This window comes from Bacillus sp. CECT 9360, assembly GCF_918741275.1.
GTDB lineage: Bacteria > Bacillota > Bacilli > Bacillales > DSM-1321 > Peribacillus.
The window spans coordinates 103,657-126,714 of sequence record NZ_CAKKNA010000008.1 but is presented as its reverse complement, the minus strand read 5'-3'; the positions used below and the strand labels follow the sequence as shown (position 1 = coordinate 126,714).

Annotated in this window: 21 protein-coding genes and 1 pseudogene; 17 read left to right on the top strand and 5 right to left on the bottom strand. The window is 43.1% G+C overall.

The window, feature by feature from the left end; all coding sequences use genetic code 11:
* Positions 1 to 146 precede the first annotated feature (146 nt).
* Positions 147 to 944, top strand: coding sequence for a TIGR00282 family metallophosphoesterase (locus LQ216_RS11675; protein WP_230129472.1), 798 nt, complete (start codon positions 147 to 149; stop codon positions 942 to 944).
* 121 nt (positions 945 to 1,065) lie between these two features.
* Here the strand turns inward: LQ216_RS11675 and LQ216_RS11670 are convergent.
* Positions 1,066 to 1,218 (bottom strand): annotated as a pseudogene (locus LQ216_RS11670) (transposase); the annotation flags it as partial.
* A gap of 316 nt (positions 1,219 to 1,534) precedes the next feature.
* Here LQ216_RS11670 and spoVS point away from each other — a divergent pair.
* From spoVS to LQ216_RS11650, 4 genes are all read left to right on the top strand, one after another.
* A complete protein-coding gene (gene spoVS, locus LQ216_RS11665) occupies positions 1,535 to 1,795 on the top strand; it encodes a stage V sporulation protein SpoVS (protein ID WP_230129471.1) in 261 nt (86 codons plus the stop codon).
* Positions 1,796 to 1,904: 109 nt separating this feature from the next.
* Positions 1,905 to 2,825, top strand: a complete 921-nt coding sequence (locus tag LQ216_RS11660; protein ID WP_230129470.1) for a dipeptidase — start codon at positions 1,905 to 1,907, stop codon at positions 2,823 to 2,825.
* A 252-nt stretch (positions 2,826 to 3,077) separates the two neighbouring features.
* Positions 3,078 to 4,829, top strand: a complete 1,752-nt coding sequence (locus tag LQ216_RS11655) for a 2-oxoacid:acceptor oxidoreductase subunit alpha (RefSeq protein WP_230129469.1) — start codon at positions 3,078 to 3,080, stop codon at positions 4,827 to 4,829.
* The gene (locus LQ216_RS11650; protein ID WP_230129468.1) at positions 4,816 to 5,682 is read left to right on the top strand and encodes a 2-oxoacid:ferredoxin oxidoreductase subunit beta; all 867 of its coding nucleotides are present in this window, start codon (positions 4,816 to 4,818) and stop codon (positions 5,680 to 5,682) included. The genes LQ216_RS11655 and LQ216_RS11650 overlap by 14 nt, the downstream gene beginning before the upstream one ends.
* An 88-nt stretch (positions 5,683 to 5,770) precedes the next feature.
* On the opposite strand, the gene LQ216_RS11645 is transcribed toward LQ216_RS11650, so the two are convergent.
* Complete coding sequence (locus tag LQ216_RS11645) at positions 5,771 to 6,004, bottom strand: hypothetical protein (RefSeq protein ID WP_230129467.1); 234 nt, start codon at positions 6,002 to 6,004, stop codon at positions 5,771 to 5,773.
* A gap of 257 nt (positions 6,005 to 6,261) precedes the next feature.
* On the opposite strand from LQ216_RS11645, the gene tdh reads away from it, so the two are divergent.
* The 4 genes from tdh to LQ216_RS11625 all read left to right on the top strand — a co-directional run bounded on the left by tdh (position 6,262) and on the right by LQ216_RS11625 (position 10,702).
* Positions 6,262 to 7,302 (top strand): L-threonine 3-dehydrogenase, encoded by a 1,041-nt coding sequence (gene tdh, locus LQ216_RS11640; protein ID WP_230129593.1) that lies wholly within the window; start codon positions 6,262 to 6,264, stop codon positions 7,300 to 7,302.
* Between the two features lie 65 nt (positions 7,303 to 7,367).
* Positions 7,368 to 8,546 carry a glycine C-acetyltransferase gene (locus LQ216_RS11635; protein WP_230129466.1) on the top strand — a complete coding sequence of 393 codons (1,179 nt, stop codon included), beginning with the start codon at positions 7,368 to 7,370 and terminating at the stop codon, positions 8,544 to 8,546.
* A 183-nt stretch (positions 8,547 to 8,729) separates the two neighbouring features.
* On the top strand, positions 8,730 to 10,274 hold the full coding sequence (gene miaB / locus LQ216_RS11630) for a tRNA (N6-isopentenyl adenosine(37)-C2)-methylthiotransferase MiaB (protein WP_230129591.1): 1,545 nt from the start codon (positions 8,730 to 8,732) through the stop codon (positions 10,272 to 10,274).
* A gap of 2 nt (positions 10,275 to 10,276) precedes the next feature.
* The gene (locus tag LQ216_RS11625) at positions 10,277 to 10,702 is read left to right on the top strand and encodes a RicAFT regulatory complex protein RicA family protein (protein WP_230129465.1); all 426 of its coding nucleotides are present in this window, start codon (positions 10,277 to 10,279) and stop codon (positions 10,700 to 10,702) included.
* 79 nt (positions 10,703 to 10,781) lie between these two features.
* Here the strand turns inward: LQ216_RS11625 and LQ216_RS11620 are convergent, their stop codons facing one another.
* On the bottom strand, positions 10,782 to 11,162 hold the full coding sequence (locus LQ216_RS11620; protein ID WP_230129464.1) for a hypothetical protein: 381 nt from the start codon (positions 11,160 to 11,162) through the stop codon (positions 10,782 to 10,784).
* A 243-nt stretch (positions 11,163 to 11,405) separates the two neighbouring features.
* On the opposite strand from LQ216_RS11620, the gene cotE reads away from it, so the two are divergent.
* The 3 genes from cotE to mutL all read left to right on the top strand — a co-directional run bounded on the left by cotE (position 11,406) and on the right by mutL (position 16,743).
* The gene (gene cotE / locus LQ216_RS11615) at positions 11,406 to 11,942 is read left to right on the top strand and encodes an outer spore coat protein CotE (protein ID WP_230129463.1); all 537 of its coding nucleotides are present in this window, start codon (positions 11,406 to 11,408) and stop codon (positions 11,940 to 11,942) included.
* Positions 11,943 to 12,186: 244 nt separating this feature from the next.
* Positions 12,187 to 14,820 (top strand): DNA mismatch repair protein MutS, encoded by a 2,634-nt coding sequence (gene mutS / locus LQ216_RS11610; protein ID WP_230129462.1) that lies wholly within the window; start codon positions 12,187 to 12,189, stop codon positions 14,818 to 14,820.
* Positions 14,821 to 14,844: 24 nt separating this feature from the next.
* Positions 14,845 to 16,743: a DNA mismatch repair endonuclease MutL gene (gene mutL / locus LQ216_RS11605; RefSeq protein WP_230129461.1), complete on the top strand. Its 1,899-nt coding sequence runs from the start codon at positions 14,845 to 14,847 to the stop codon at positions 16,741 to 16,743.
* Positions 16,744 to 17,524: 781 nt separating this feature from the next.
* Here mutL and LQ216_RS11600 read toward each other — a convergent pair.
* Positions 17,525 to 17,710, bottom strand: coding sequence for a DUF4083 family protein (locus LQ216_RS11600; RefSeq protein WP_230129460.1), 186 nt, complete (start codon positions 17,708 to 17,710; stop codon positions 17,525 to 17,527).
* Positions 17,711 to 18,348: 638 nt separating this feature from the next.
* Between LQ216_RS11600 and LQ216_RS11595 the strand changes: the two genes are divergently transcribed.
* The 5 genes from LQ216_RS11595 to LQ216_RS11575 all read left to right on the top strand — a co-directional run bounded on the left by LQ216_RS11595 (position 18,349) and on the right by LQ216_RS11575 (position 22,373).
* Positions 18,349 to 19,332, top strand: a complete 984-nt coding sequence (locus tag LQ216_RS11595; RefSeq protein ID WP_230129459.1) for an HD domain-containing protein — start codon at positions 18,349 to 18,351, stop codon at positions 19,330 to 19,332.
* A 103-nt stretch (positions 19,333 to 19,435) separates the two neighbouring features.
* On the top strand, positions 19,436 to 20,383 hold the full coding sequence (gene miaA / locus LQ216_RS11590; RefSeq protein WP_230129589.1) for a tRNA (adenosine(37)-N6)-dimethylallyltransferase MiaA: 948 nt from the start codon (positions 19,436 to 19,438) through the stop codon (positions 20,381 to 20,383).
* Between the two features lie 33 nt (positions 20,384 to 20,416).
* Positions 20,417 to 20,650, top strand: coding sequence for an RNA chaperone Hfq (gene hfq / locus LQ216_RS11585; protein WP_117305699.1), 234 nt, complete (start codon positions 20,417 to 20,419; stop codon positions 20,648 to 20,650).
* A gap of 503 nt (positions 20,651 to 21,153) precedes the next feature.
* Positions 21,154 to 22,098 carry a stage V sporulation protein K gene (gene spoVK / locus LQ216_RS11580; protein ID WP_230129458.1) on the top strand — a complete coding sequence of 315 codons (945 nt, stop codon included), beginning with the start codon at positions 21,154 to 21,156 and terminating at the stop codon, positions 22,096 to 22,098.
* A 26-nt stretch (positions 22,099 to 22,124) separates the two neighbouring features.
* Positions 22,125 to 22,373, top strand: a complete 249-nt coding sequence (locus LQ216_RS11575) for a glutaredoxin family protein (RefSeq protein ID WP_230129457.1) — start codon at positions 22,125 to 22,127, stop codon at positions 22,371 to 22,373.
* Positions 22,374 to 22,399: 26 nt separating this feature from the next.
* On the opposite strand, the gene LQ216_RS11570 is transcribed toward LQ216_RS11575, so the two are convergent.
* Positions 22,400 to 23,008: a trimeric intracellular cation channel family protein gene (locus tag LQ216_RS11570; RefSeq protein WP_230129456.1), complete on the bottom strand. Its 609-nt coding sequence runs from the start codon at positions 23,006 to 23,008 to the stop codon at positions 22,400 to 22,402.
* Positions 23,009 to 23,058: the final 50 nt, after the last annotated feature.

Below are 23,058 nucleotides of genomic sequence, written 5' to 3'. Positions count from 1 at the left end.
CCACTTCGTTTTTTTATTGCATAGACCAATGTGAAAGAGAGCAACTCCGGCCCATCATGATTTGTGTTACAATACATGAGAAAACCAAAGGGTCTGAGCCCTTTCGTCCATATAAAAAATGTTGGATAAATAGAAAGGATTTTTTTATGAAATTACTTTTTGTCGGAGATGTAGTTGGTTCACCGGGAAGGGATATGTTGAAAGAGTACCTTCCGAAAATAAAAGAAAAGTACCGGCCCCATATCACCGTGGTCAACGGTGAAAATGCAGCAGGAGGCCGTGGCATCACCGAAAATATATACCGTGAATTTCTTGAATGGGGAGCACAGGCCGTCACGCTTGGCAACCATGCATGGGATAACCGGGATATTTTTGAGTTTATTGAGAGCGCGAAGTATCTGGTGCGTCCGGCAAACTTTCCTGCAGGCACACCAGGGGAAGGGCTGAAATTTCTAAAATGGAACACGTTTGAAATTGCCATCATCAATCTTCAGGCCCGCACATTTATGCCCCCGCTCGACTGTCCTTTTGTAAAGGCTGAAGAGCTTGTCGCTGAGGCAAGAAAGCGAACACCGATTATTTTCGTTGATTTCCATGGTGAGGCAACCAGTGAAAAGCAAGCAATGGGGTGGTTTCTTGATGGCAAGGTCTCGGCTGTAGTCGGCACTCATACGCATGTCCAAACAACGGATAATCGGATCCTTCCGAACGGCACGGCTTACCTGTCGGACGTGGGCATGACCGGCCCTTATGACGGGGTATTAGGAATGGAAAGAGAAGCGGTCATCCACCGCTTTCTAACAAGCCTTCCGGTTCGATTTGAGGTCCCAAAGGAAGGCAGGACCGTTTTAAGTGCGACCATCATCGATATTGATGAAAAAACAGGGCAGTCCAAGAAAATAGAACGTATTTTAATCAATGATGATCACCTTTTTTATACTTGAGACTCCCACGGTAAAGACGCAAGCCCTAAAGCTTACTATTTAACGGTGGAATTCTTGTGACTTAAGCGTTCTCGATTCATTTCTGCTTTGAACAGCCTGCAAGGTTGGGGTATCCCATCTCAACTTTTAGAGTTTCGCATATTTCATGTACCATTTCTTTAAATCTCTGTTCTACTTTCGAATCAAGAAAAATCTTTCTTATGTATCGAGGACAGAATACAAAATGATAAGTAATGAATGATAAGGTAGCGTTAGTTAGTCTGTATTCGTTCATATCTATATTTTATTAGTTAAGGGTTAATACTGCAAAATTTGAGTGTAAAAAAGATCGTGAGATTTTCAAGCATTTGACCTCACTGTTACCCCATCCCTAAAGAGGGTAGTGTCGCACCGTAATGGGCTTCGGAAAATCAGTAATTATAAAACATTCCGTCACTCCCATGACCGTCCTTTGCACGCTGGTGGGAATCCGGCTTTCCAGATAACTATTTGTCATACTACGTTTCTGCTCAGAATATAGTAGCAATGGAAAGTATTTACCTATGGAATGCCATTCCAATCAGGTAAGGGGAAAACAAGGAGGACTAGGGATGGAAATATTAAAGGTTTCAGCAAAATCTAATCCTAATTCTGTAGCAGGCGCACTGGCGGGCGTACTAAGAGAAAGAGGCACCGCGGAGCTCCAGGCGATCGGCGCCGGTGCGTTAAATCAGGCCGTCAAGGCAGTAGCAATCGCAAGAGGGTTTGTGGCACCTAGTGGAGTGAACTTGATTTGTATTCCTGCCTTTACAGATATTAAGATCGATGGTGAAGAAAGAACAGCGATTAAACTCATTGTCGAACCCAGATAGCGAATGTCATGAAAACCGACACCTGTTTGCATCAGCAAACAGGTTCTTTTTTTACGGGAAAAAAGAATGTATAGTGTATATATCTATTTGAATGAAAGGGAGTAGAAAAATGAAAATCTTTGATGCCCACTGTGATGTCTTGATGAAGATGTTTATCGACCCAACCATCTCCTTTTTAGACAGTGAAAAACTTCATATTACTTATCAATCTCTTACTGAAACTGGAGGAAAGGTTCAGTGTTTTGCGATTTATGTCCCTGAGGCCATCCATCCAGATATGCGATTTATTGCGGCGCTTTACATGGTAGATATTTTCTATGAGAAAGTTTTGACGATGCCGAATATGAAACTGGTAACCTCCAAAGAAGATATCGAGAGTCTTTTGGACGATCAAATCGGGGTGGTTCTAACATTGGAGGGCTGTGATTGTATCGGAGATGATTTAGTAAAGTTAAACACATTGGTCAGATTAGGCGTTTCGTCTGTTGGATTGACATGGAACTTTGCTAACTTGGTTGCGGACGGTGCCCTTGAAAAACGTGGAGGCGGTTTGACCGGTTTTGGCGAAAATGTCGTGAAAACATTGAACCGGCATGCCATCTGGTGCGATGTTTCACATCTATCTGAACAGGCGTTCTGGGATGTCATCGAGATAGCGGACTATCCGATTGCCTCCCATTCGAATGCTTTTCGGATTTGTCCCCACCCTCGCAATCTTAAAGATGATCAAATCAAAGCCTTGCTCAAGAAAAAAGGGGTGATAGGAGTAACCTTTATGCCTCGATTTTTAACGAAAAAGCCGTTTGCGTATATAGCGGATGTCCTGAATCAAATAGACTATATCGCAAGTCTCGGGGGCGGGAGTCAAATCGGCCTAGGATCAGATTTTGACGGCATTGATGACACAGTGCATAGCCTGTCTTCCTACAGGGATTATCAGAACTTGGTCAATGAACTGTATAAACACTATCCTGTCGAATTCATAAAAGGGGTACTATTCGGTAATTTCGCTGCTAGATTCCCAGGCTAATGAAGCAATAATCACTTTTAACGGAATTATCTAAATATACAAAAAAATATCACCGAAACTAGCATTTATTGTTATCAAAGGCTTGATTTTTTTAGGTTATAGGTCTAGAATTGAAACAGTTTAGTACACCTTTCCTATAATAAAATAATTGAATATTTATACATATTAAAAGTTTCAGTTTATTAGGGGAAGGCATTGCTATAGTAGAGTTTGAGTTTATTATTTTAACCGGATCTAAAGGGGTGTAAGGGCATGATCAATCAACTTTCGTGGAAAGTTGGAGGACAACAAGGGGAAGGTATTGAAAGTACGGGAGAAATTTTCAGTATTGCTCTGAACAGATTGGGCTACTACTTGTATGGATACCGTCATTTCTCATCTCGTATTAAAGGAGGGCACACGAACAATAAGATTCGTGTAAGCACGACGCAAACGCGCTCGATCTCGGATGATTTGGATATTCTCGTGGCGTTTGACCAGGAGACAATCGATGTAAACTATAAGGAACTTCACGAAGGCGGAGTCATCATTGCGGATTCCAAATTCAATCCTGTCCGTCCTGAGGATACGGATGCAGCAATGTATGCCGTTCCAGTTACCGAAATGGCGACTGAACTTGGAACGTCTCTGATGAAAAACATGGTAGCTGTAGGCGCCTCAAGCGCTGTGCTTGGGTTGGACATCACTGTTTTCAACGAAGTCGTCGAAGAAATCTTTGGTCGAAAAGGCGAACAAATCGTCCAGAAAAACATGGATGCCATTAAAGCAGGCTATGATTATATGACGGAAAAGCTTGGGGAAAAGGTAGGTGCCATGCAGCTTGAAAAAGCGGATGGGCAGAAGCGCTTATTCATGATTGGAAACGATGCGATTTCATTGGGCGCACTTGCCGGTGGAGTCCGGTTTATGGCAGCGTACCCAATCACTCCTGCTTCAGAGATTATGGAATATTTAATTAAAAAGCTACCTGCTGTCGGCGGAACGGTTATCCAGACAGAGGATGAAATAGCTGCAGCGACGATGGCAATTGGAGCCAACTATGCGGGAATCCGCGCGATTACGGCTTCTGCGGGACCGGGTCTTTCCTTAAAGATGGAGTCCATCGGGCTTTCTGGCATTACCGAAACACCGCTTGTGATTATTGATACTCAGCGGGGCGGCCCATCTACCGGCCTCCCAACAAAGCAGGAGCAATCCGACCTTATGGCGATGATTTACGGGACGCACGGTGAGATCCCGAAGATTGTCATGGCCCCAAGCACGGTGGAAGAAGCGTTTTATGATACAGCGGAAGCGCTTAACCTTGCTGAGGAATATCAATGCCCGGTTATCGTCCTTTCAGACCTCCAGTTATCGCTCGGTAAACAAACTGTTCAGCCGCTGGATTACAGCAAAATTGAAATCAGACGTGGAAAACTGGTGAGCGAAGAGCTTCCTGAAGCAGAAAACGGCGAATATTTCAAACGCTATGAAGTAACCGAAAATGGCATTTCCCCACGTGTGTTACCAGGAACGAAAAACGGCATCTTCCATGTGACAGGTGTGGAACACGATGAAACCGGTAAACCTTCAGAATCAGCGGGGAACCGGGTTGCGCAAATGGATAAACGGATGCGAAAAATCGAAAACATTACTTTTAAAACACCTGTGTATAAAAATACGCCGCATGCAGAAGCCGATCTTTTGATTGTTGGATTCATTTCTACACGCGGGATTATTGAAGAAGCAATGGAACGGTTAGAAGCAGATGGGATTAAAGTGAACCATGCACATATCCGCTTAATTCATCCATTTCCGACAGATGAAATGCTTCCTTTAGTGCAATCAGCGAAGAGGGTAGTTGTAATTGAAAACAATGCGACAGGACAGTTAGCGAATATATTGAAAATGAATGTCGGCAACGTTACGAAAATTAAGAATATCTTAAAATATGACGGTAACCCGTTCTTGCCGCATGAAATCCATACACAATGTAAGGAGTTGTTCCAATATGGCCACATTTAAAGAGTTTCGTAATAACGTAAAGCCGAACTGGTGTCCCGGCTGCGGCGACTTCTCGGTACAGGCAGCGATTCAGCGCGCGGCTGCCAATGTTGGTCTTGAACCGGAGAGACTTGCTATTGTATCTGGTATCGGCTGTTCCGGACGTATTTCAGGTTATATTAAATCGTACGGCTTCCATGGAATCCATGGCCGTTCGCTTCCGATTGCCCAAGGGGTAAAAATGGCCAACCGGGAATTGACAGTTATTGCTTCAGGCGGTGACGGCGACGGTTTCGCAATCGGAATGGGCCATACAATCCATGCGATCCGCCGAAATATTGACGTGACATATATCGTTATGGACAACCAGATTTATGGATTGACGAAGGGACAGACTTCGCCGCGTTCAGCTGCCGGATTTAAGACGAAATCCACACCTCAGGGCTCGATCGAGCAGGCGATTTCTCCTATGGAGCTGGCATTATCTGCAGGAGCAACCTTTGTCGCGCAAAGCTTCTCAACGGACCTTAAAGATCTTACAGCAATTATTGAAGCTGGTATTCAGCATAAAGGGTTTTCCTTAATCAATGTATTCAGCCCTTGTGTCACATACAACAAAGTGAATACGTATGACTGGTTTAAAGAAAACTTAACAAAGCTTGGCACAATCGAAGGCTATGACCACACGAATCGTGAAATGGCCATGCAAACAGTGATGGAGCATGATGGCCTTGTCACTGGTATCATTTATCAAAACAACGAGCGCCAGTCTTATCAGGAAATGATTTCGGGTTATGCGGAAGAGTCGCTAACGAAAGCCGACTTAAAGCTGAGCCAGGAAAGCTTTGATCAATTAGTTGCTGAATTTATGTAAGAATAAAATGAACAAAAAAAAGGGTCCGGCTCATATAATGAGCGGGCCTTTTGCATGAAAGTTTTAACTGCGTTATCCAGACTAGCAGTTAGATCCAGCTAAACCGCTTGCGTCTTGAACGTTCGTTTTCTTCATTGGAAGAATCCCGTTCATCATCGTGTTTGTTGTCATCTTTGTCATCATCTTTCTCATCTTCCTCATCACGCTGATCTTCCCGACAATCCTCATCATCGTCCCAGTCTTCCCAATCCCAGTCATCATCGCAATCATGTTTGCGTTTTTTATATTCGTCTTCTTTATGCTTCTTTTTTTCCTTACCCATGAATGTCACTCCCCTCAGAATGAATTAAGTGTTCAAAATATTGTATGCAGCTACGGACAAGCTGCATAAGACGATTACCCAATACCTAAATAAATATGTGAACACAATGTAAGCTCCAATATTTAATCAAAAAATTTCCCGTCTGAAACCATTTGTCCATTTCAGGAATACAGTGCGGTTTACAGTCAAGTTTAGAGGATGGTAGAATATTAATATAATAGGATTCGCAGCATGCTCTAAAGGGGAGAGTGTACATGTTGAACGGAAAAATGAAAGCGCTTTTAAAACATCACAGCGGTTATGGCGCGGAACTCCAAATGGTGGACATACCAAAAATAAGCGATGAGGAAGTGCTCATAAAAGTGAAAGCAACCTCTATCTGCGGAACGGATGTGCATATCTATACGTGGGATGAATGGTCACAAAGCAGGGTCAAGCCGCCCTATGTTTTCGGACATGAATTCTCAGGCGTGGTTATTGAAGTAGGTTCGAAGGTTAGCAGTGTGACAGCTGGGGATTTTGTTTCCGCGGAAACCCACCTTGTCTGTGGCACCTGTCCGCAATGTTTAACAGGACAATACCATATTTGCAAACATACACAAATCATCGGGGTAGATACCCAAGGCTGTTTTGCGGAATATGTAGCATTGCCGGCGGGTAACCTGTGGAAAAATCCGAAGGAAATGCCATACGATGTAGCCTCCATTCAAGAACCGATGGGAAATGCCGTCCATACCGTACTGTCCGGGGAAGTGGTCGGTAAAACGATAGCGATTATCGGATGCGGTCCGATTGGCATCATGGCTGCCGGCGTGGCAAAGGCGGCGGGCGCTGCCTTGGTTATCGCGTTCGATGTAAATGATTATCGGCTTGATCTGGCCAAACAAATGGGAGCGACTACGATTGTTAATTCCATGAAGGAGGATCCTTTGAAAGTAGTCGAGGACTTAACAGGTGGAAACGGTGTAGATGTTGTCTGTGAAATGAGCGGACATCCTCAAGCTATCAACCAAGGCTTCAAGATGGTTACAAACGGGGGAAGGGTATCGATCCTCAGCCTGCCTGTCAAGCCTGTCGAAATCAATATTACCGAAGATATTGTCTTCAAAGGGATCAACGTCCACGGAATCACCGGAAGGCAGATGTTTAAAACCTGGCAGCAGGTATCGAGCCTTTTAGCTTCAGGCCAGGTCGATGTCAAGCCTATGATTACCCACCATTTCCCGCTTGAAGACTTTGAAAAGGGCTTTGAATTAATGATTAAGGGGGAATGTGGAAAAGTTGTCCTGCAGCCTTAATCCCGAAAAGAAAAACGGATGGTCCGTTGAAAACAAGGAGAAGACATTTGAAGGAGGAGATTTCAGTGAAAGGCTTTGAGTATTTACAGGAAGAATTAGATAGCATGAAAAAGGCGGGAACATTCCGCAAGCTTGTGCCACTTGAATCCGAACAAGGATCAAAGGTCGTCATCAATGGAAAAGAAGTCATCCAGCTGTCCTCAAACAACTACCTCGGCCTGACTTCGCATCCGCGCCTGCGCAGGGCCGCGTTGGAGGCTGTAGAAAAATACGGAGCAGGGACCGGTTCGGTTCGGACAATCGCCGGTACGTTAACGATGCATGACCAGCTGGAAAAAAAGCTCGCTACATTTAAACACACAGAGGCATCTCTTGTTTTTCAATCAGGTTTTACCACGAATCAAGGAGTGCTTTCAGCGATTCTGTCCTCTGAGGATATCGTCATTTCCGATGAATTGAACCATGCATCAATCATCGATGGCATCCGCCTTACAAAAGCAGGGCGCAGAGTTTTCAAACACGTCGATATGAGATCTCTTGAGGAAGCGCTTAAGCAAACGCAAAATTACCGGAAGCGTTTGATCGTTACGGACGGAGTGTTCTCAATGGATGGAAACATCGCCCCTCTGCCCGAGATAGTCGAGCTCGCTGAAAAATATGATGCACTCGTAATGGTTGATGATGCCCATGCCTCCGGTGTCCTTGGGGAAAATGGCCGGGGAACTATCAATCATTTCCGATTGGACGGGAGAGTCCATATTCAGGTTGGTACATTAAGTAAAGCGATTGGTGTCCTCGGCGGCTATGTCGCGAGTTCGCAGACTTTAATAGATTACCTGATTCATAAGGGACGTCCATTCTTGTTCAGCACATCTCACCCGCCTGCTGTCACGATGGCATGCAGCGAAGCGATAGATGTCCTTCTCGAAGAGCCCGAGTTAATTGACAAGCTCTGGGAGAATACGAGATTCCTCAAACAAGGCCTGCAGGAGCTCGGCTTTAACACGGGGAAAAGCGATACACCGATTACTCCGGTCATCGTAGGAGCTGAGGCGCTTGCGCATCAATTTTCCGATAAGCTGCTCGAACATGGGGTTTTTGCGCAGGGAATCGCCTTTCCGACTGTTGCCAAGGGGCTGGCCCGAGTTCGGACGATTGTTACTGCACAGCATTCAACAGAAGAATTGCAGCAGGCGCTGGATGCATTCGAAAAGGCTGGAAGAGATCTGGGGATTCTCAAATAATATCAATAAATTCCATGAAACAAGGTGGGGATAACAGATATCCCGTCTTGTTTCTTCGTGTTAAAAGCCGTATACTATAATAATGTGTATATAGCTTAAAAACCGAAAGATTAAATAAATAGGCAACAAAGTTATAGGAATGAGCTGGATCCTAGAATCCAACGTTTCAGAAAGGGGATCATGATGAACGAAAAACAAAGGTTAGAATCACAGCAAGTGCAGGCTGAAAAACCAGCGGACAAAAAATCCGAAAAGGATTTCAGTAAGTACTTTCAGGCCGTATATGTCCCGCCTTCCTTGAAGGAAGCAAAAAAACGCGGCAAAGAAGAAGTAAATTACCAGGATGATTTTGCGATCCCGGAAGAGTTCCGCGGTATGGGCGAGGGACGTAAATTTTACATTCGTACATACGGCTGCCAAATGAACGAACATGATACAGAAGTTATGGCTGGTATTTTTATGGCACTCGGTTACGAGCCATCTGAAACCGTTGAAGATGCAAATGTGATCCTGCTGAACACCTGTGCCATCCGTGAAAATGCGGAAAACAAGGTGTTTGGCGAACTGGGTCATTTGAAGGCGCTTAAAACAGAAAAGCCAGACCTTCTGCTTGGCGTCTGCGGCTGTATGTCACAAGAAGAATCAGTCGTAAACCGGATCCTTTCCAAGCATGCATTCGTCGATATGATATTTGGTACACATAATATTCACCGTCTGCCCCACATCTTGGGTGACGCTTATATGTCCAAAGAGATGGTAATCGAGGTTTGGTCAAAAGAAGGGGACGTTATCGAAAACCTTCCGAAGGTCCGTAACGGTAAAACGAAAGCATGGGTTAACATCATGTACGGCTGTGATAAATTCTGTACGTATTGCATCGTTCCTTATACACGCGGCAAGGAGCGCAGCCGCCGTCCAGAGGACATCATCCAGGAAGTCCGTCATCTTGCGGCACAAGGATACCAGGAAATAACCCTGCTTGGTCAAAATGTGAATGCCTATGGCAAGGATCTAAATGATTTGAACTACGGACTTGGCGATCTAATGGATGAAATCCGCCAAATCGATATCCCGCGTATCCGCTTTACAACAAGCCATCCGCGCGACTTTGACGACCACTTAATCGAAGTGCTGGCAAAAGGCGGAAACCTGGTCGAGCATATCCATCTTCCGGTCCAATCCGGCAGCACGGACGTTCTGAAAATTATGGCGCGCAAATACTCCCGCACGGAGTATTTAGAGCTGGTAAGAAAAATTAAAACGGCGATGCCGGATGTTGCTTTGACAACCGATATCATTGTCGGGTATCCGAATGAAACGGAAGAACAGTTCGAGGAAACATTGTCTTTATATAGAGAAGTTGGCTTCGACGCTGCGTACACATTCATTTATTCACCACGTGAGGGAACACCGGCGGCAAAAATGCAGGATAACGTCCCGATGGAAGCGAAGAAAGAACGCCTGCAGCGCCTAAACGCAGTCGTGAATGAATTTTCTGTGAAGAGAATGAAAGAGATGGATGGCCAGATTGTAGAGGTTCTTGTTGAAGGCGAAAGCAAGAAGAACCCGGATGTACTGGCTGGATACACTAGAAAAAATAAGCTGGTAAACTTCAAAGCGCCTAAATCTGCCATCGGCCAATTGGTAAAGGTGAAAATCACGGAAACCAAGACATGGTCTTTGAGCGGAGAAATGGTTGAAGAAGCGGCAGCGGTAGAGGTGGAATAACAATGACAAAATATACCAAAGACAACATCCTGGAAAAAGCGGAAGAACTTGCAAAAATGATTGCGGAAACAGAAGAAGTTGATTTTTTTAAACGGGCTGAGGCACAAATCAATGAAAATCAAAAGGTTCGCGAGATGATTGCCAGCATCAAGAGCTTGCAAAAACAAGCTGTGAATTTTCAAAACTATGGAAAAGAAAAAGCTTATAACCAGGTTCAAGAAAAGCTTGATGCTCTTGAAAAACAATTGGATGAGATTCCACTTGTTCAAGAGTTCAAACAATCTCAAGTTGATGTGAACGAATTGCTGCAGATGGTCGCTTCCCAAGTTTCCAATAAAGTAACCGACATGATTGTTGAAGCGACGGACGGCAATTTGCTGAGCGGCGAATCAGGATCAAAAGTCCGCGCTGGCCGGGGAAGTCATTAATCACCCGGGAGCCCCATTAAGGATATGTACAATAGAAAAGCTGCCTGTCCTGTTAAGTTAACAGTGACAGGCAGCTTTTCTAATTCCCCCACCTGATCGCAAATGTCAGAATGCAACATTCCGAAACTGGATCTCTTAGTGAAAAGCTGATTTCTGAAGGAGTAAAGGTCGTTTTAACCGGGATTTGTAGACCGATTGCTCGGATTAAGCGATCGACTTCGCTTTGTTTACCTTGTTGCGCAAACCCCATCAACTGTTTTTCGAAAGCAGGATCTCGCAGCCTTTCTAATAATATCCGGCTCTGTTGCATTAATGATTGAAATGTGTGGACAGAACTGGAAAACAATGTAATATCGATTGGAGCATATTCAGATCGGTATAGTTGGGGGCCCTGGACCCAGCCCCGGCTATAGCCAGGATAGGCCGGATAGGACTGATCATTAGGATAGGAATGGTACATAGCAGCTCTCCTTATTTTAATAAACACTATAAATTATGTGCGTTTCCCTTCTTTGGTTACGACTCGACCATCATCAGACTCCATGCACCAAACCCATAATCATGACACATATCCCGGAATGTCAGCATAAAATAATGCAGAGTACGATATTCAAATTCAGTTTCGTTCACATAAAAATATTCGCACACTAGACTTTTAACCCGCATAGGATGAATGGAAACTGTATGAGGAGGGTTCGCTAGCATGTCACAGTACAGAGAGATAATTACAAAAGCGGTGGTTGCGAAAGGACGAAAATATACAAAGTCCCAAAACACCATTAGCCCGGCTCATCGTCCTTCGAGCATTCTAGGTTGCTGGATCATCAACCACAAGTACGAAGCAAAAAAAGTCGGCAAGAAAGTGGAAATCCGCGGGACATTCGAGATTAACGTCTGGTATTCTTCCCAACAAAATACAAAAACTGAACTTGTATGTGAAAAAGTTCAATATTCAGATGTTGTTTCATTGAAGTACCGCGATCCAGACTGCGAGGATGATGAAGATATCGTCGCAAAAGCAGTCCAACAGCCGAACTGTATTGAAGCCAGCATCTCGCCATGTGGCCAAAAAATCATGGTACATGTGGAAAGAGAGTTCTTTGTAGAAGTGGTCGGTGAAACGAAGATTTGCGTCGCCATTAATCCGGATGGATGCGATGACGATGACTGGGATCTCGACTCGGATGATGAATTCGAAGATTTGAATCCAGATTTCCTTGTTGATTTTGAAGACGAGTGAGAAGCTTACAGTACCTTAGCTTCGATTTGGAGAGCAGCCTAAACTCCGGACCGGGTAATGAATGGACTCGAATATGTTTTTAATCACCGGATGAGACCCGTCTTCATCCGGCTTTATTATTTTGTTCCGCACTTTACTTTCACCAAGGTAAGGGCAGTAACAGGCATGAAACTATACTTCTGAATATGTTATAATGGATACCAATTACATAGATTTTATTTTTGCAAGAAAGGTTTTGGAAACTATGGCTGCATATACACCAATGATACAACAATACTTAAAAATCAAGGCAGAGTATCAGGATGCCTTTTTATTTTTTCGTTTAGGCGATTTTTATGAAATGTTCTTCGAGGATGCTTTAAATGCTTCACAGGAGCTTGAAATTACCCTGACCAGCCGGGAAGGCGGCAGTGAAGAACGGATACCGATGTGCGGGATTCCCTATCATGCCGCAGCAGGCTATATTGATACTTTAATAGAAAAAGGGTATAAAGTAGCGATTTGTGAACAGACGGAGGATCCGAAACAAGCAGTAGGAGTCGTGCGGCGCGAGGTGGTCCAACTGATTACCCCAGGTACCAAGATGGAAGGCAAAGGCTTGGATGAAAAGGAGAATAATTTCATCGCCTCGCTTACCGATTTTGCGGATGGAACATTCGGTCTTGCCTATAATGATTTATCAACAGGCGAAAACAAGGTCACCATCCTTGAGGGAAGCTTTGATGACCTGTACAATGAGCTTTCCATTCTTGGGGCGAAAGAGGTCGTGATCGCTCAAGACTTTCCTGCTGATTGGCAGCAGAAAATGAAGGAACGGGGAGTCGCTGCACTTTCCTATGAAGATTCAGTGGATGCAGATGTGCAGTTTGAATCTGTGCTCAAATTGTTGCAGGAGCAAAAGCAACGTGCCGCTGTCTCCAAGCTGCTGCATTATCTGTTCAGGACGCAAAAACGCAGCCTGGATCACCTGCAACCCGCTCAACCTTATGAAACAAACTCCTATATGAAAATCGATTATTATTCCAAGCGTAATCTCGAGCTGACGGAAACGATCCGTTCAAAGGGAAAAAAAGGTTCCCTGCTTTGGTTGCTTGATGAAACCAAAACAGCGATGGGCGGAAGGCTATTAAAACAGTGGATCGAAAGGCCGCTGATTGATAAAAAAACGATTGAAAAAAGACAGTTGCTTGTCGAGACATTGAAAAACCATTATTTCGAGCGCCAGGACCTTCGGGAACGCTTGAAAGAGGTATATGATTTAGAGAGGCTTGCAGGCCGGGTCGCATTCGGAAATGTGAATGCCCGGGATTTAATCCAACTGAAACGATCGCTGCAACAAATTCCCACAATTCGGGAGATCGTCTCATCCTTGGATGTGGCTGCATTAGCCGAAAAGCTCGATCCATGCATGGATGTAACTGACTTGCTGGAACAGTCATTAATTGAAAACCCGCCGCTTTCTGTCAAAGAAGGGAACATCATTCAAGATGGTTACCATCCCGACCTGGATACATACCGGGATGCCAGCCGCAACGGAAAAACGTGGATCGCCCAACTGGAACGCCAGGAGCGGGACAGAACAGGGATCAAGTCATTGAAAATCGGCTACAACCGCGTGTTTGGCTATTATATCGAAGTGACAAGGGCGAATCTCCACCTCCTTGAAGAGGGCAGATACGAGCGGAAACAGACGCTCACAAACGCCGAACGCTACATCACGCCTGAATTAAAGGAGAAAGAAGCACTCATCCTCCAGGCAGAAGAAAAAAGCATCGGCCTTGAATATGATTTGTTCCAGGAACTCCGTGAACAGGTGAAGTCGCACATTCCACGACTGCAAGCTCTCGCAAAGGCAGTCAGTGAGCTTGATGTGCTGCAATGCTTTGCGACCATCAGTGAGGAGCGGCATTATGTAAAACCGCTCTTTTCTAATGAACGAAAAATCGTTTTAAAGGATGGGCGCCATCCGGTTGTCGAAAAAGTGCTGCAAACGCAGGAATACGTTCCGAATGATTGCGATATGGATAGCGAACGGGAAATGCTGCTTATTACCGGTCCGAATATGTCAGGAAAAAGCACCTATATGCGCCAAATTGCACTCACTTCTATTCTCGCTCAAATTGGCTGTTTTGTTTCGGCAAGCGAAGCCGTTCTGCCTATTTTCGATAAAGTGTTCACAAGAATCGGGGCCGCGGACGATTTAATTTCCGGCCAAAGTACGTTCATGGTCGAAATGCTCGAAGCAAAGAACGCCATCGTGAATGCCACGGAAAACAGCCTAATTCTGTTCGATGAAATCGGACGCGGGACTTCCACTTATGATGGTATGGCTTTGGCTCAGGCGATCATCGAGCATATCCATGAAAAAATCGGTGCTAAAACACTTTTCTCGACTCACTATCATGAGCTGACTGTTTTAGCGGATGAGCTCGCCTGCTTGCAAAATGTCCATGTCAGTGCCGTTGAGCAAAACGGGAACGTCGTTTTTCTTCATAAAATCAAGGAAGGCTCCGCCGATAAGAGTTACGGCATCCATGTTGCCCAGCTTGCAGAATTGCCAACGTCGTTAATCAACCGGGCGAATGCCATTTTAACTGAGCTAGAGAAGGATAGAGTCACTGTAAATGCAGATTCAACCAGTCCATTGGCTCAAACCGAATATACAGAACAGAAGTCATTACACCAGAATGTGGAGACGGCTGCAGCAGCAAGCGACTCCCAACTGTCATTCTTTGGAGAAACCGCCAATCCTGATAGAAGAGCGCCTGCATCGAAAGAGAAAAAAGTGCTCGATGAGTTAAAGGGGTTAGAGGTGCTTGAGCTGACACCGCTTGATGCACTGAATCTTTTATATAAACTGCAAAAAAAGTTGAAATAAGCAAGTAAAGCGAGGCGACAGACCGTGGGGAAAATTGTTCAGCTTGATGAAGCATTATCCAATAAAATAGCAGCCGGAGAAGTGGTTGAACGACCAGCCTCGGTTGTAAAGGAGCTTGTTGAAAATGCCATCGATGCCAACAGCTCCATTGTAGAAATTGAAATTGAGGAGGCCGGACTGACCAAAATCCGCATCATCGATAATGGCGACGGAATCATGCCCGAAGATGTCGAAACGGCTTTTCTGCGGCATGCGACGAGCAAGATTAAAGACGAAAATGATTTATTCAGAATCCGTACCCTTGGATTTCGGGGAGAAGCGTTGCCAAGTATAGCTTCCGTTTCGCGGTTCGAGCTCAAAACGAGCACCGGAGATGCTGGGACGAGGATTGAGCTTGAAGGCGGTAGAATCAAAGAGCACGAACCGGCTTCAAGCCGCAAGGGGACAGATATCACTGTATCGGATTTATTTTTCAATACACCGGCCCGGCTGAAATATATGAAAACGATTCATACGGAACTTGGAAAAATCACCGATTTGGTTAATCGGCTTGCCCTTGCTCACCCGGAGGTATCCTTCAGGCTAACGCATAATGAAAGAAAGCTGCTTCATACGAACGGAAACGGCGATGTACGCCAAGTGCTCGCCGCGATCTATGGAATCAACATCGCGAAGAAAATGGTGCCGGTCGAGGGAAGCTCGCTTGATTATACGGTCAAAGGATTTATTGCTTTGCCCGAAATCACAAGAACATCACGCAATTATATGTCAACGATGATTAACGGACGATTTATCAAAAATTTTGCTTTGACTAATTCGATTTTAGATGGATATCACACACTTCTTCCGATTGGACGATTTCCGATTGCTTTGCTTTCCATCGAAATGGATCCGATCCTGGTGGATGTGAATGTCCATCCGTCTAAATTGGAAGTGCGGATAAGCAAGGAGCAGGAACTGACCCAGCTTGTCACAGAGGCCATTAAAACTTCGTTTAAGACGCGTGAACTGATTCCAAGCGGAGCGGGAGCTGTCCGAAAAGAACAAGCCAGGACGGAACAGGCATCCTTTGAACTCGATCATGTCGTCAGGGAAGAGAGTACTGTTCGGGCAGACGCTGAACAACAAGCTTCCTGGTTCATCGAGAATTTGGTTAGGGAGCCTCAGGTTCAGGATTTGGAACATTCCCAAGTGATCAATAGTAGCAGGGATACGGACATACCTGATAAGGAAAATCAGAATTTCCAACCATCGATCACTGTACCAGTAGTGAAACAGGAGGACCCGTTCGCTTTTAGTACGGTTCATGCAGAGACTCCGGTTTCCGGTCATGTCACGACAAGAGTACCGCCCATGTATCCAATCGGCCAAATGCATGGAACGTATATTTTTGCGCAGAACGAAAAAGGGTTGTATATCATTGATCAGCATGCGGCACAGGAGCGAATCAAATACGAATACTTCTCTGAAAAAGTGGGCCGGGTGGAAAACGAACTCCAGGAAATGCTCGTTCCGATCACGCTTGAATATTCAACAGATGAATGCATCAGAATCAACGAATATAAAGAAGAGCTGGAGAAGGTCGGAGTCTACCTCGAGGAGTTTGGCCTCAATTCCTATATCGTTAGGGCCCATCCGCAATGGTTCCCGAAAGGCATCGAGCAGGAGGTCATGGAGGAAATGATTGAACAGCTTCTGTCGATGAAAAAGGTTGATATCAAGAAGCTCCGGGAAGAAGCTGCCATCCTCATGAGCTGCAAGGGCTCAATCAAAGCCAACCACCATTTGCGAAACGATGAAATCCAGGCCCTGCTTGATAAGCTACGGCAAACAACCGACCCCTTCACCTGCCCGCACGGCCGTCCGATCATCATTTCCTACTCGATTTATGAAATGGAAAAGATGTTTAAGCGGGTGATGTAAGTGGAGAGCTTAGAATGGGCTCTTTTTAATAATAATGTTGATAGATCATTTATAAACAAAAGGACTTCAAATTGAAGTCCTTTTGTTTAATTTCTTGTTCAACTAAAGCTACTTACTATTTTGCAGTTTTAAATACTTTTTGAGCGAGAAAATAGGCAGTTGTAGCAATAAGCAATGATACAAGTAATGGTATTGAAGAAGTCTCACCTAACACTACTTCTTGACTAAGATTACCCGTTATTGTATATAGATCTGGAGTATAAAAAGCAGTTATAATGGCACCTGAAAGTATTTGAAATACCGTATAGAGCAATATAAAACTAATAATAAATACGAAGTACTTTTTCAAAATCATCACCCTTTTGGATTTTTTTGTAATTTAGCATACCCTAAGAGCCTTCGTTAGTTGAAAAATGGAAATCCTAATATTGATACGTTCTTAATGAGTGATAGGTTTCATTAAATGGAAATAAACAATGTTCTATAATCATTTTACTAATAGAAATGTGGTTGTGTGTGTCGAATTATAAGAGATATTGTCGAGAAATCGATATATGAGCTAAGTTGATAATATATGTGCCAAAGTTGATAATAAAACCGAAAACTTGATAATAAATATGCCAAAGTTGATTATAAAACCGAAAACTCGAAAATAAATGAATTAGTCTAAAAATTGGACACGGGAAAAGTGGTATTTTTGTGTACTTTATTTAGTACGCTATTTTTATCACTCAAAAACAACAACGTATACAAAAATCCCTTATTAAAAACAGTATTAATGTTAGTGTTTTTTATCTTTCTCAAGTAAGTCTATGACCCTATCAAGTTTTTGTTCGATTCGTACCGAATGATCGGGCTTTCTCTTAATTAGATATTTTATAAATAAGAAAATAGCAATAACAATTCCAATCAATACAATGAAACAAATGATTTGAAAAATGATATCTCCAATATTGAAACTGCCCATGTGCTCTTCCACCTTTTAGATTAAATATTCCTCGATTTTTGATTATGTAGCTAATAGGGATTGCCACTATGTTTAAACAATAAAAGTAAGAGTTGAGGAGAACTCTTTCGTTCAAAAAATCTAAGAAGCATGATTATTCTTCGTATCCATTTTATCAGATATTTTTTTAAGGATGGCATTCTGTTCAGTTTGGATTTTCAGGAACCTTAGTGCAAACCAAACTGAAAATACTAAGGGAGCTAACGCAAATAACATAGTTAAAATCGGAATAAAAGCAGCGAATACCTCCAAAGATAAAAACTACTAGCACAATGGTTAATAGTAACAAAATATAAAGCTATAAAAAGTATAGACTATCTAGTTGATAATTGAAATATGGACGAAAAAGAATCTCTATCCGATCTTTCAAACTTATCATCAGCTTAGAATAATGGATGTAAAGAAGCCTAAAACACCTCGGTATAGCGAGTATTTTAGGCTTTTTACTATCTGGGAAATATGAGTTTTAGTCACCTAATAGATTTTTAGTCTATAATGCGATACCATTTTATCATAACCATATTTAGAGAGAAAAAGATTAAGCTGAAGAATTTGGAAATAGTCCTTTTTCTAAAGCATTATCATTGGAGGTAATCACCTTGTTTCTACTAGACCCGATTTACGGAGAACATCAAGTTGAGGGAATACTGGAAGAGTTAGTAAATAGTCAGTCAGTTCAAAGATTGAAAGGAATACATCAAGGAGGGGCAAGTTTCTTAGTTAATCCGAAATGGAGCGTTACACGGTATGAGCACTCAATTGGTGTGATGCTATTAATAAAAAAACTTGGGGGCTCCCTTGAGGAACAGATTGCGGGATTGCTTCATGACGTATCGCACACTGCCTTTTCACATGTTGTTGACTTCGTTTTTGATAATAAAGAAGAAGACTACCATGAAAAAATAGTACATTCCTTTCTGAGAAAATCTGAAATTCCCGGCATTCTGAATAAGCATGGGTACGATTATGAAGAAATCCTTTTCAAAGATGATCAGTGGACATTACTGGAGCAGCCGGCACCGGAATTATGTACGGATCGAGTGGATTATACACTGCGAGACATGTATCATTATGGAAAAATTACGCTTGATGAAGCCCATGAATTTTTAAGCCATTTACATGTAGTCGAAGGGAAAATGTACCCAACTACGATCGAAGCTGCCGAATGGTTTACAGAAATTTATTATAAAGAAGTGATCGATTTCTTCATGCATCCTCTAAATATTTATGGATATGATCAGTTGTCAAAAGCATTAAAACTTGCTTTGGAGAATTGCATGATCACTCAAGACGACCTGCTTGGTACTGATGAAGAGGTATTATCCATGCTGAGTACATCCAATAATCAACAAATCCAAAGTATCCTCAAGTCCATTCATGAAAACGTGAAGGTTATGGAAGATAGCGATCAATATGATCTGCATCGCAAAAACAAACTTCGACTTATAGATCCTTCCGTATTGTGTGAAAGCAAGCTCGTAAAATCATCTTCGCTATCAAGAAAGATTAAGATGATGGGCGAGGAAGCTTCGAAGAAATCTTCCAAGGGTGTGTATGTGAAAGTTATTTCCAATAGCAGGTGAATAAAACGATTCGGTTTTGTTTATAATGAGTAGAGTTTAGCTGCTTTAGAGAAAATTATGGTAAGATAGGAAAAAAAGAAATAAGGCAGTGAACGTATTGAATATAAATAAGGCGAATCTTTTGGTGATTATTGGCCCTACAGCTGTTGGGAAAACCAAGCTGAGCATCGAGCTTGCAAAAAGGTTCAATGGTGAGATTATCAGCGGGGATTCCATGCAAGTATACAAGGAGATGGATATAGGTACCGCAAAGATTACGGAAGCCGAAAAAGAAGGCATCCCTCATTATCTGATTGATATTAAGGAACCAGATGAACCCTTCAATGCCGCTGAATTTCAAGAAAAAGCGGATGCAATCATTCGGGACATACATAATAGAGGAAAACTTCCCGTCATCGTCGGTGGAACCGGTTTGTACATCCAATCTGTCATTTATGATTACCACTTTTCTGAAGCGCCATCAGACCCTGGCTACAGGGAAAAGCTTGAAAGACAGGTTAAGGAAGAAGGAATAGCGCCTGTTTACGCAAAGCTGATGTCCATTGATCCGGAAAGTGCGGAGCGGATACATCCTAACAATGTCCGACGTGTCATCCGTGCCCTTGAAATCCATCATTGCACAGGTGCAACCATGAGTGAGCAGCTGGCAGAGCAGCCAACAGAATTGAAATATAATACCGCGTTAATCGGGCTGACAATGGAACGGGAGAAGTTATACGAAAGAATCAATCAGCGGGTTGAGATGATGACCTCGCTTGGTCTGGTTGAGGAAGTCCGTTCATTTTACGATAAGGGATTAAGGAACTGTCAATCGATACAGGCGATCGGCTACAAAGAGCTTTATGACTATTTTGATGGCAAGAAAACCATGGAAGAGGCACTGGACTCCTTAAAGCAAAATTCACGCAGGTATGCAAAACGTCAGCTTACCTGGTTCCGCAATAAAATGGACGTTACGTGGTTCGATATGACAGAGGTTGGAAATTTTCCAAAAAAACTTGAGGAAATATCCGTTTTTATTGCAGGAAAGCTCTTGGGTAAAAGCGAATAAATAACAAATAGAGAGATTAGAGGAGGATTTAGAATGAAGCAATCCGTAAATATTCAAGATCAATTTTTAAACCAATTAAGAAAAGATGGGACGTATGTCACCGTGTTTTTATTAAACGGCTTTCAAATAAGGGGACAGATTAAAGGTTTTGACAACTTTACGGTTCTTTTTGAAACAGAAGGGAAGCAGCAGTTAGTCTTCAAACACGCCATTTCTACATTCGCGCCGCAGCGAAATGTTCAAATTGATTTTGAGGCAAAAGAATAAGACGAAAAACAGGCATGAGTATGAACTGCACCCCAATTGTTAGACACAACTAACAATTGGGGTGCAGTTCAGTAAGCCATGCCTGTTTTTTTAAATGAAGATTTGTTTTTTTCATCGCTTCTGCAGGTAGTGCAGGTTAAAATACTGCCGAAAGCAACCTCTCTATCTGCCCTTACAATATGGAATCCCTCCAAATAGTTTCATACATTCACTTTCCAATATATAACCAGAGATCATCCCGTAAGTATACAAATTTTTCACACCATACTTTTTTCAACAAAGTATACTGACTTCCGGCTTTTTTGAATATACATAAACTTAGGAATTATTTCTTGGGAAAGCGCAGGATATGACAACACAAAGGTTTCCTTTGTAGAAATAATGAAATATTTGTCAGAAAATTGCGTGAAGTTTAAAATTTATGTCTAGTTATGTAGTCAATCTATAGCCTCCATACAGGCTTATAAACAGAGCAGATTGTTTTGAATGGAGAGGTGGATGCTTTGGAACAGCCGATCCGTATGAAAAATAACGGACAAATTAATGTGGTTTTACACGGACAAAAAAGCAGAACTATCAAAAAAGATCTTCCAAGGGAAATTCAAGAGAAAGAAATTCCTCTCCAGCACATCGCCTTAAAGGAAATCGAAGAGGAATTAGGAACCCTTGTCGGCATGGAAGAAATGAAACGGATGATAAAAGAAATATACGCGTGGATCTACATTAACAAAAAGCGTGAAGACCAGGGCCTCAAGGCAGGCAGGCAAGCTTTGCATATGATGTTTAAAGGAAACCCGGGCACGGGTAAAACAACAGTAGCAAGACTCATAGGTAAGCTATTTCTCAAGATGAATGTTCTCTCTAAAGGGCATTTGATCGAAGCCGAAAGAGCGGATTTAGTCGGGGAATATATCGGCCACACCGCACAGAAAACGCGCGATTTAATTAAAAAGGCAATCGGCGGAATTCTATTCATTGACGAAGCTTACTCCCTTGGCAGGGGAGGCGAGAAAGATTTTGGAAAAGAAGCCATCGATACTCTCGTTAAGCATATGGAGGACAGACAGCACGAATTTATCCTGATATTAGCCGGTTATTCCCGGGAGATGGAACACTTCCTGACCCTTAATCCGGGATTATACTCGCGTTTTCCTATTGTCGTGGATTTTCCCGATTACTCGATTGACCAGCTCCTCGAGATTGCCGGAATGATGCTTGATGAACGGGAGTATGTCATGAGTAGGGATGCCGAGAGAAAGCTAAGGGATCACCTCACGTTTCTGAAAAATGTGATCGGGCCTTTGTCCTTTTCGAATGGCCGCTATATCCGCAATATCATCGAAAAATCGATTCGCTCCCAGGCGATGAGGCTATTGATTGAAGATGCTTATGAAAGAAACGACTTGATCACTCTAAGAAGCCAGGATTTAGTTTTTGAAGAAGACTAAAAATTGCTGTCCAAGGAGGTTTAAAAATGGAAGACAATCAGATTACCGTTTATACAACCAACACATGTCCTTATTGCGTTCAGGCGAAAAACTTTCTTGAAGAACAAGGGTTGGATTATGAGGAAGTCAACGTTCAGGAGGATTACGGGGCAGCCGAACGGCTCATTCAGGAAACCGGTCAAATGGGAGTGCCCCAAATCAATGTGAATGGAAACTGGGTACTTGGTTTTGATCGTGAAGCTATCTTGACGTTTGCCCGACAAGATATAGGTTAAGAAAAAACGGCTTTTGGCCGTTTTTTCTAATGGTTGATTTTAAGCTGTTTGTGTGGAAGCTTCCATTTATATGTGTAGGATAGGATGCGCATCGCTGTAATGAGAATGAACAAAGCATATAGCTGCCAGGCATCCGTGGCTATTTCCATACCGACGGCAAGTCCGCACAATATCGCCCAGACCGCATAGATTTCTTCCTTAAAAACGAGCGGCTTTCTCCCAGCAAGCAAGTCGCGGATAATGCCGCCTCCGCTTCCTGTCAGAACAGCCGCCACGATGACAGCGCTGAGTGGCAGCTCCATGCTCATTGCATATAAAGACCCCTGAATTGCAAAAGCCGTAAGGCCGATCGCATCTGAAAAGTTTCCCCATATCTTCCAATGTCTAAGCAAATTATTTGGAAAAAGAAACACGGCCGTAATCGATAAAAGGGCAATCGTAAAGTAAAGACCCTGATTCCAAAGAGCTGAAACAGGTACGCCAATCAGCAAATTCCGTAAGGCTCCTCCGCCAAATGCCGTAACGATTCCCAAAATATAAACTCCTAATATATCATATTCCTCTTCCATGGCGACGATCGCTCCGCTGACAGCGAAGGCAATTGTACCAATAATCGTTAGTACTTCCCACGTCATTGTCCATACCCCGTTGTAATATAATAAAGTTATCAAGCCAAATTTGATTC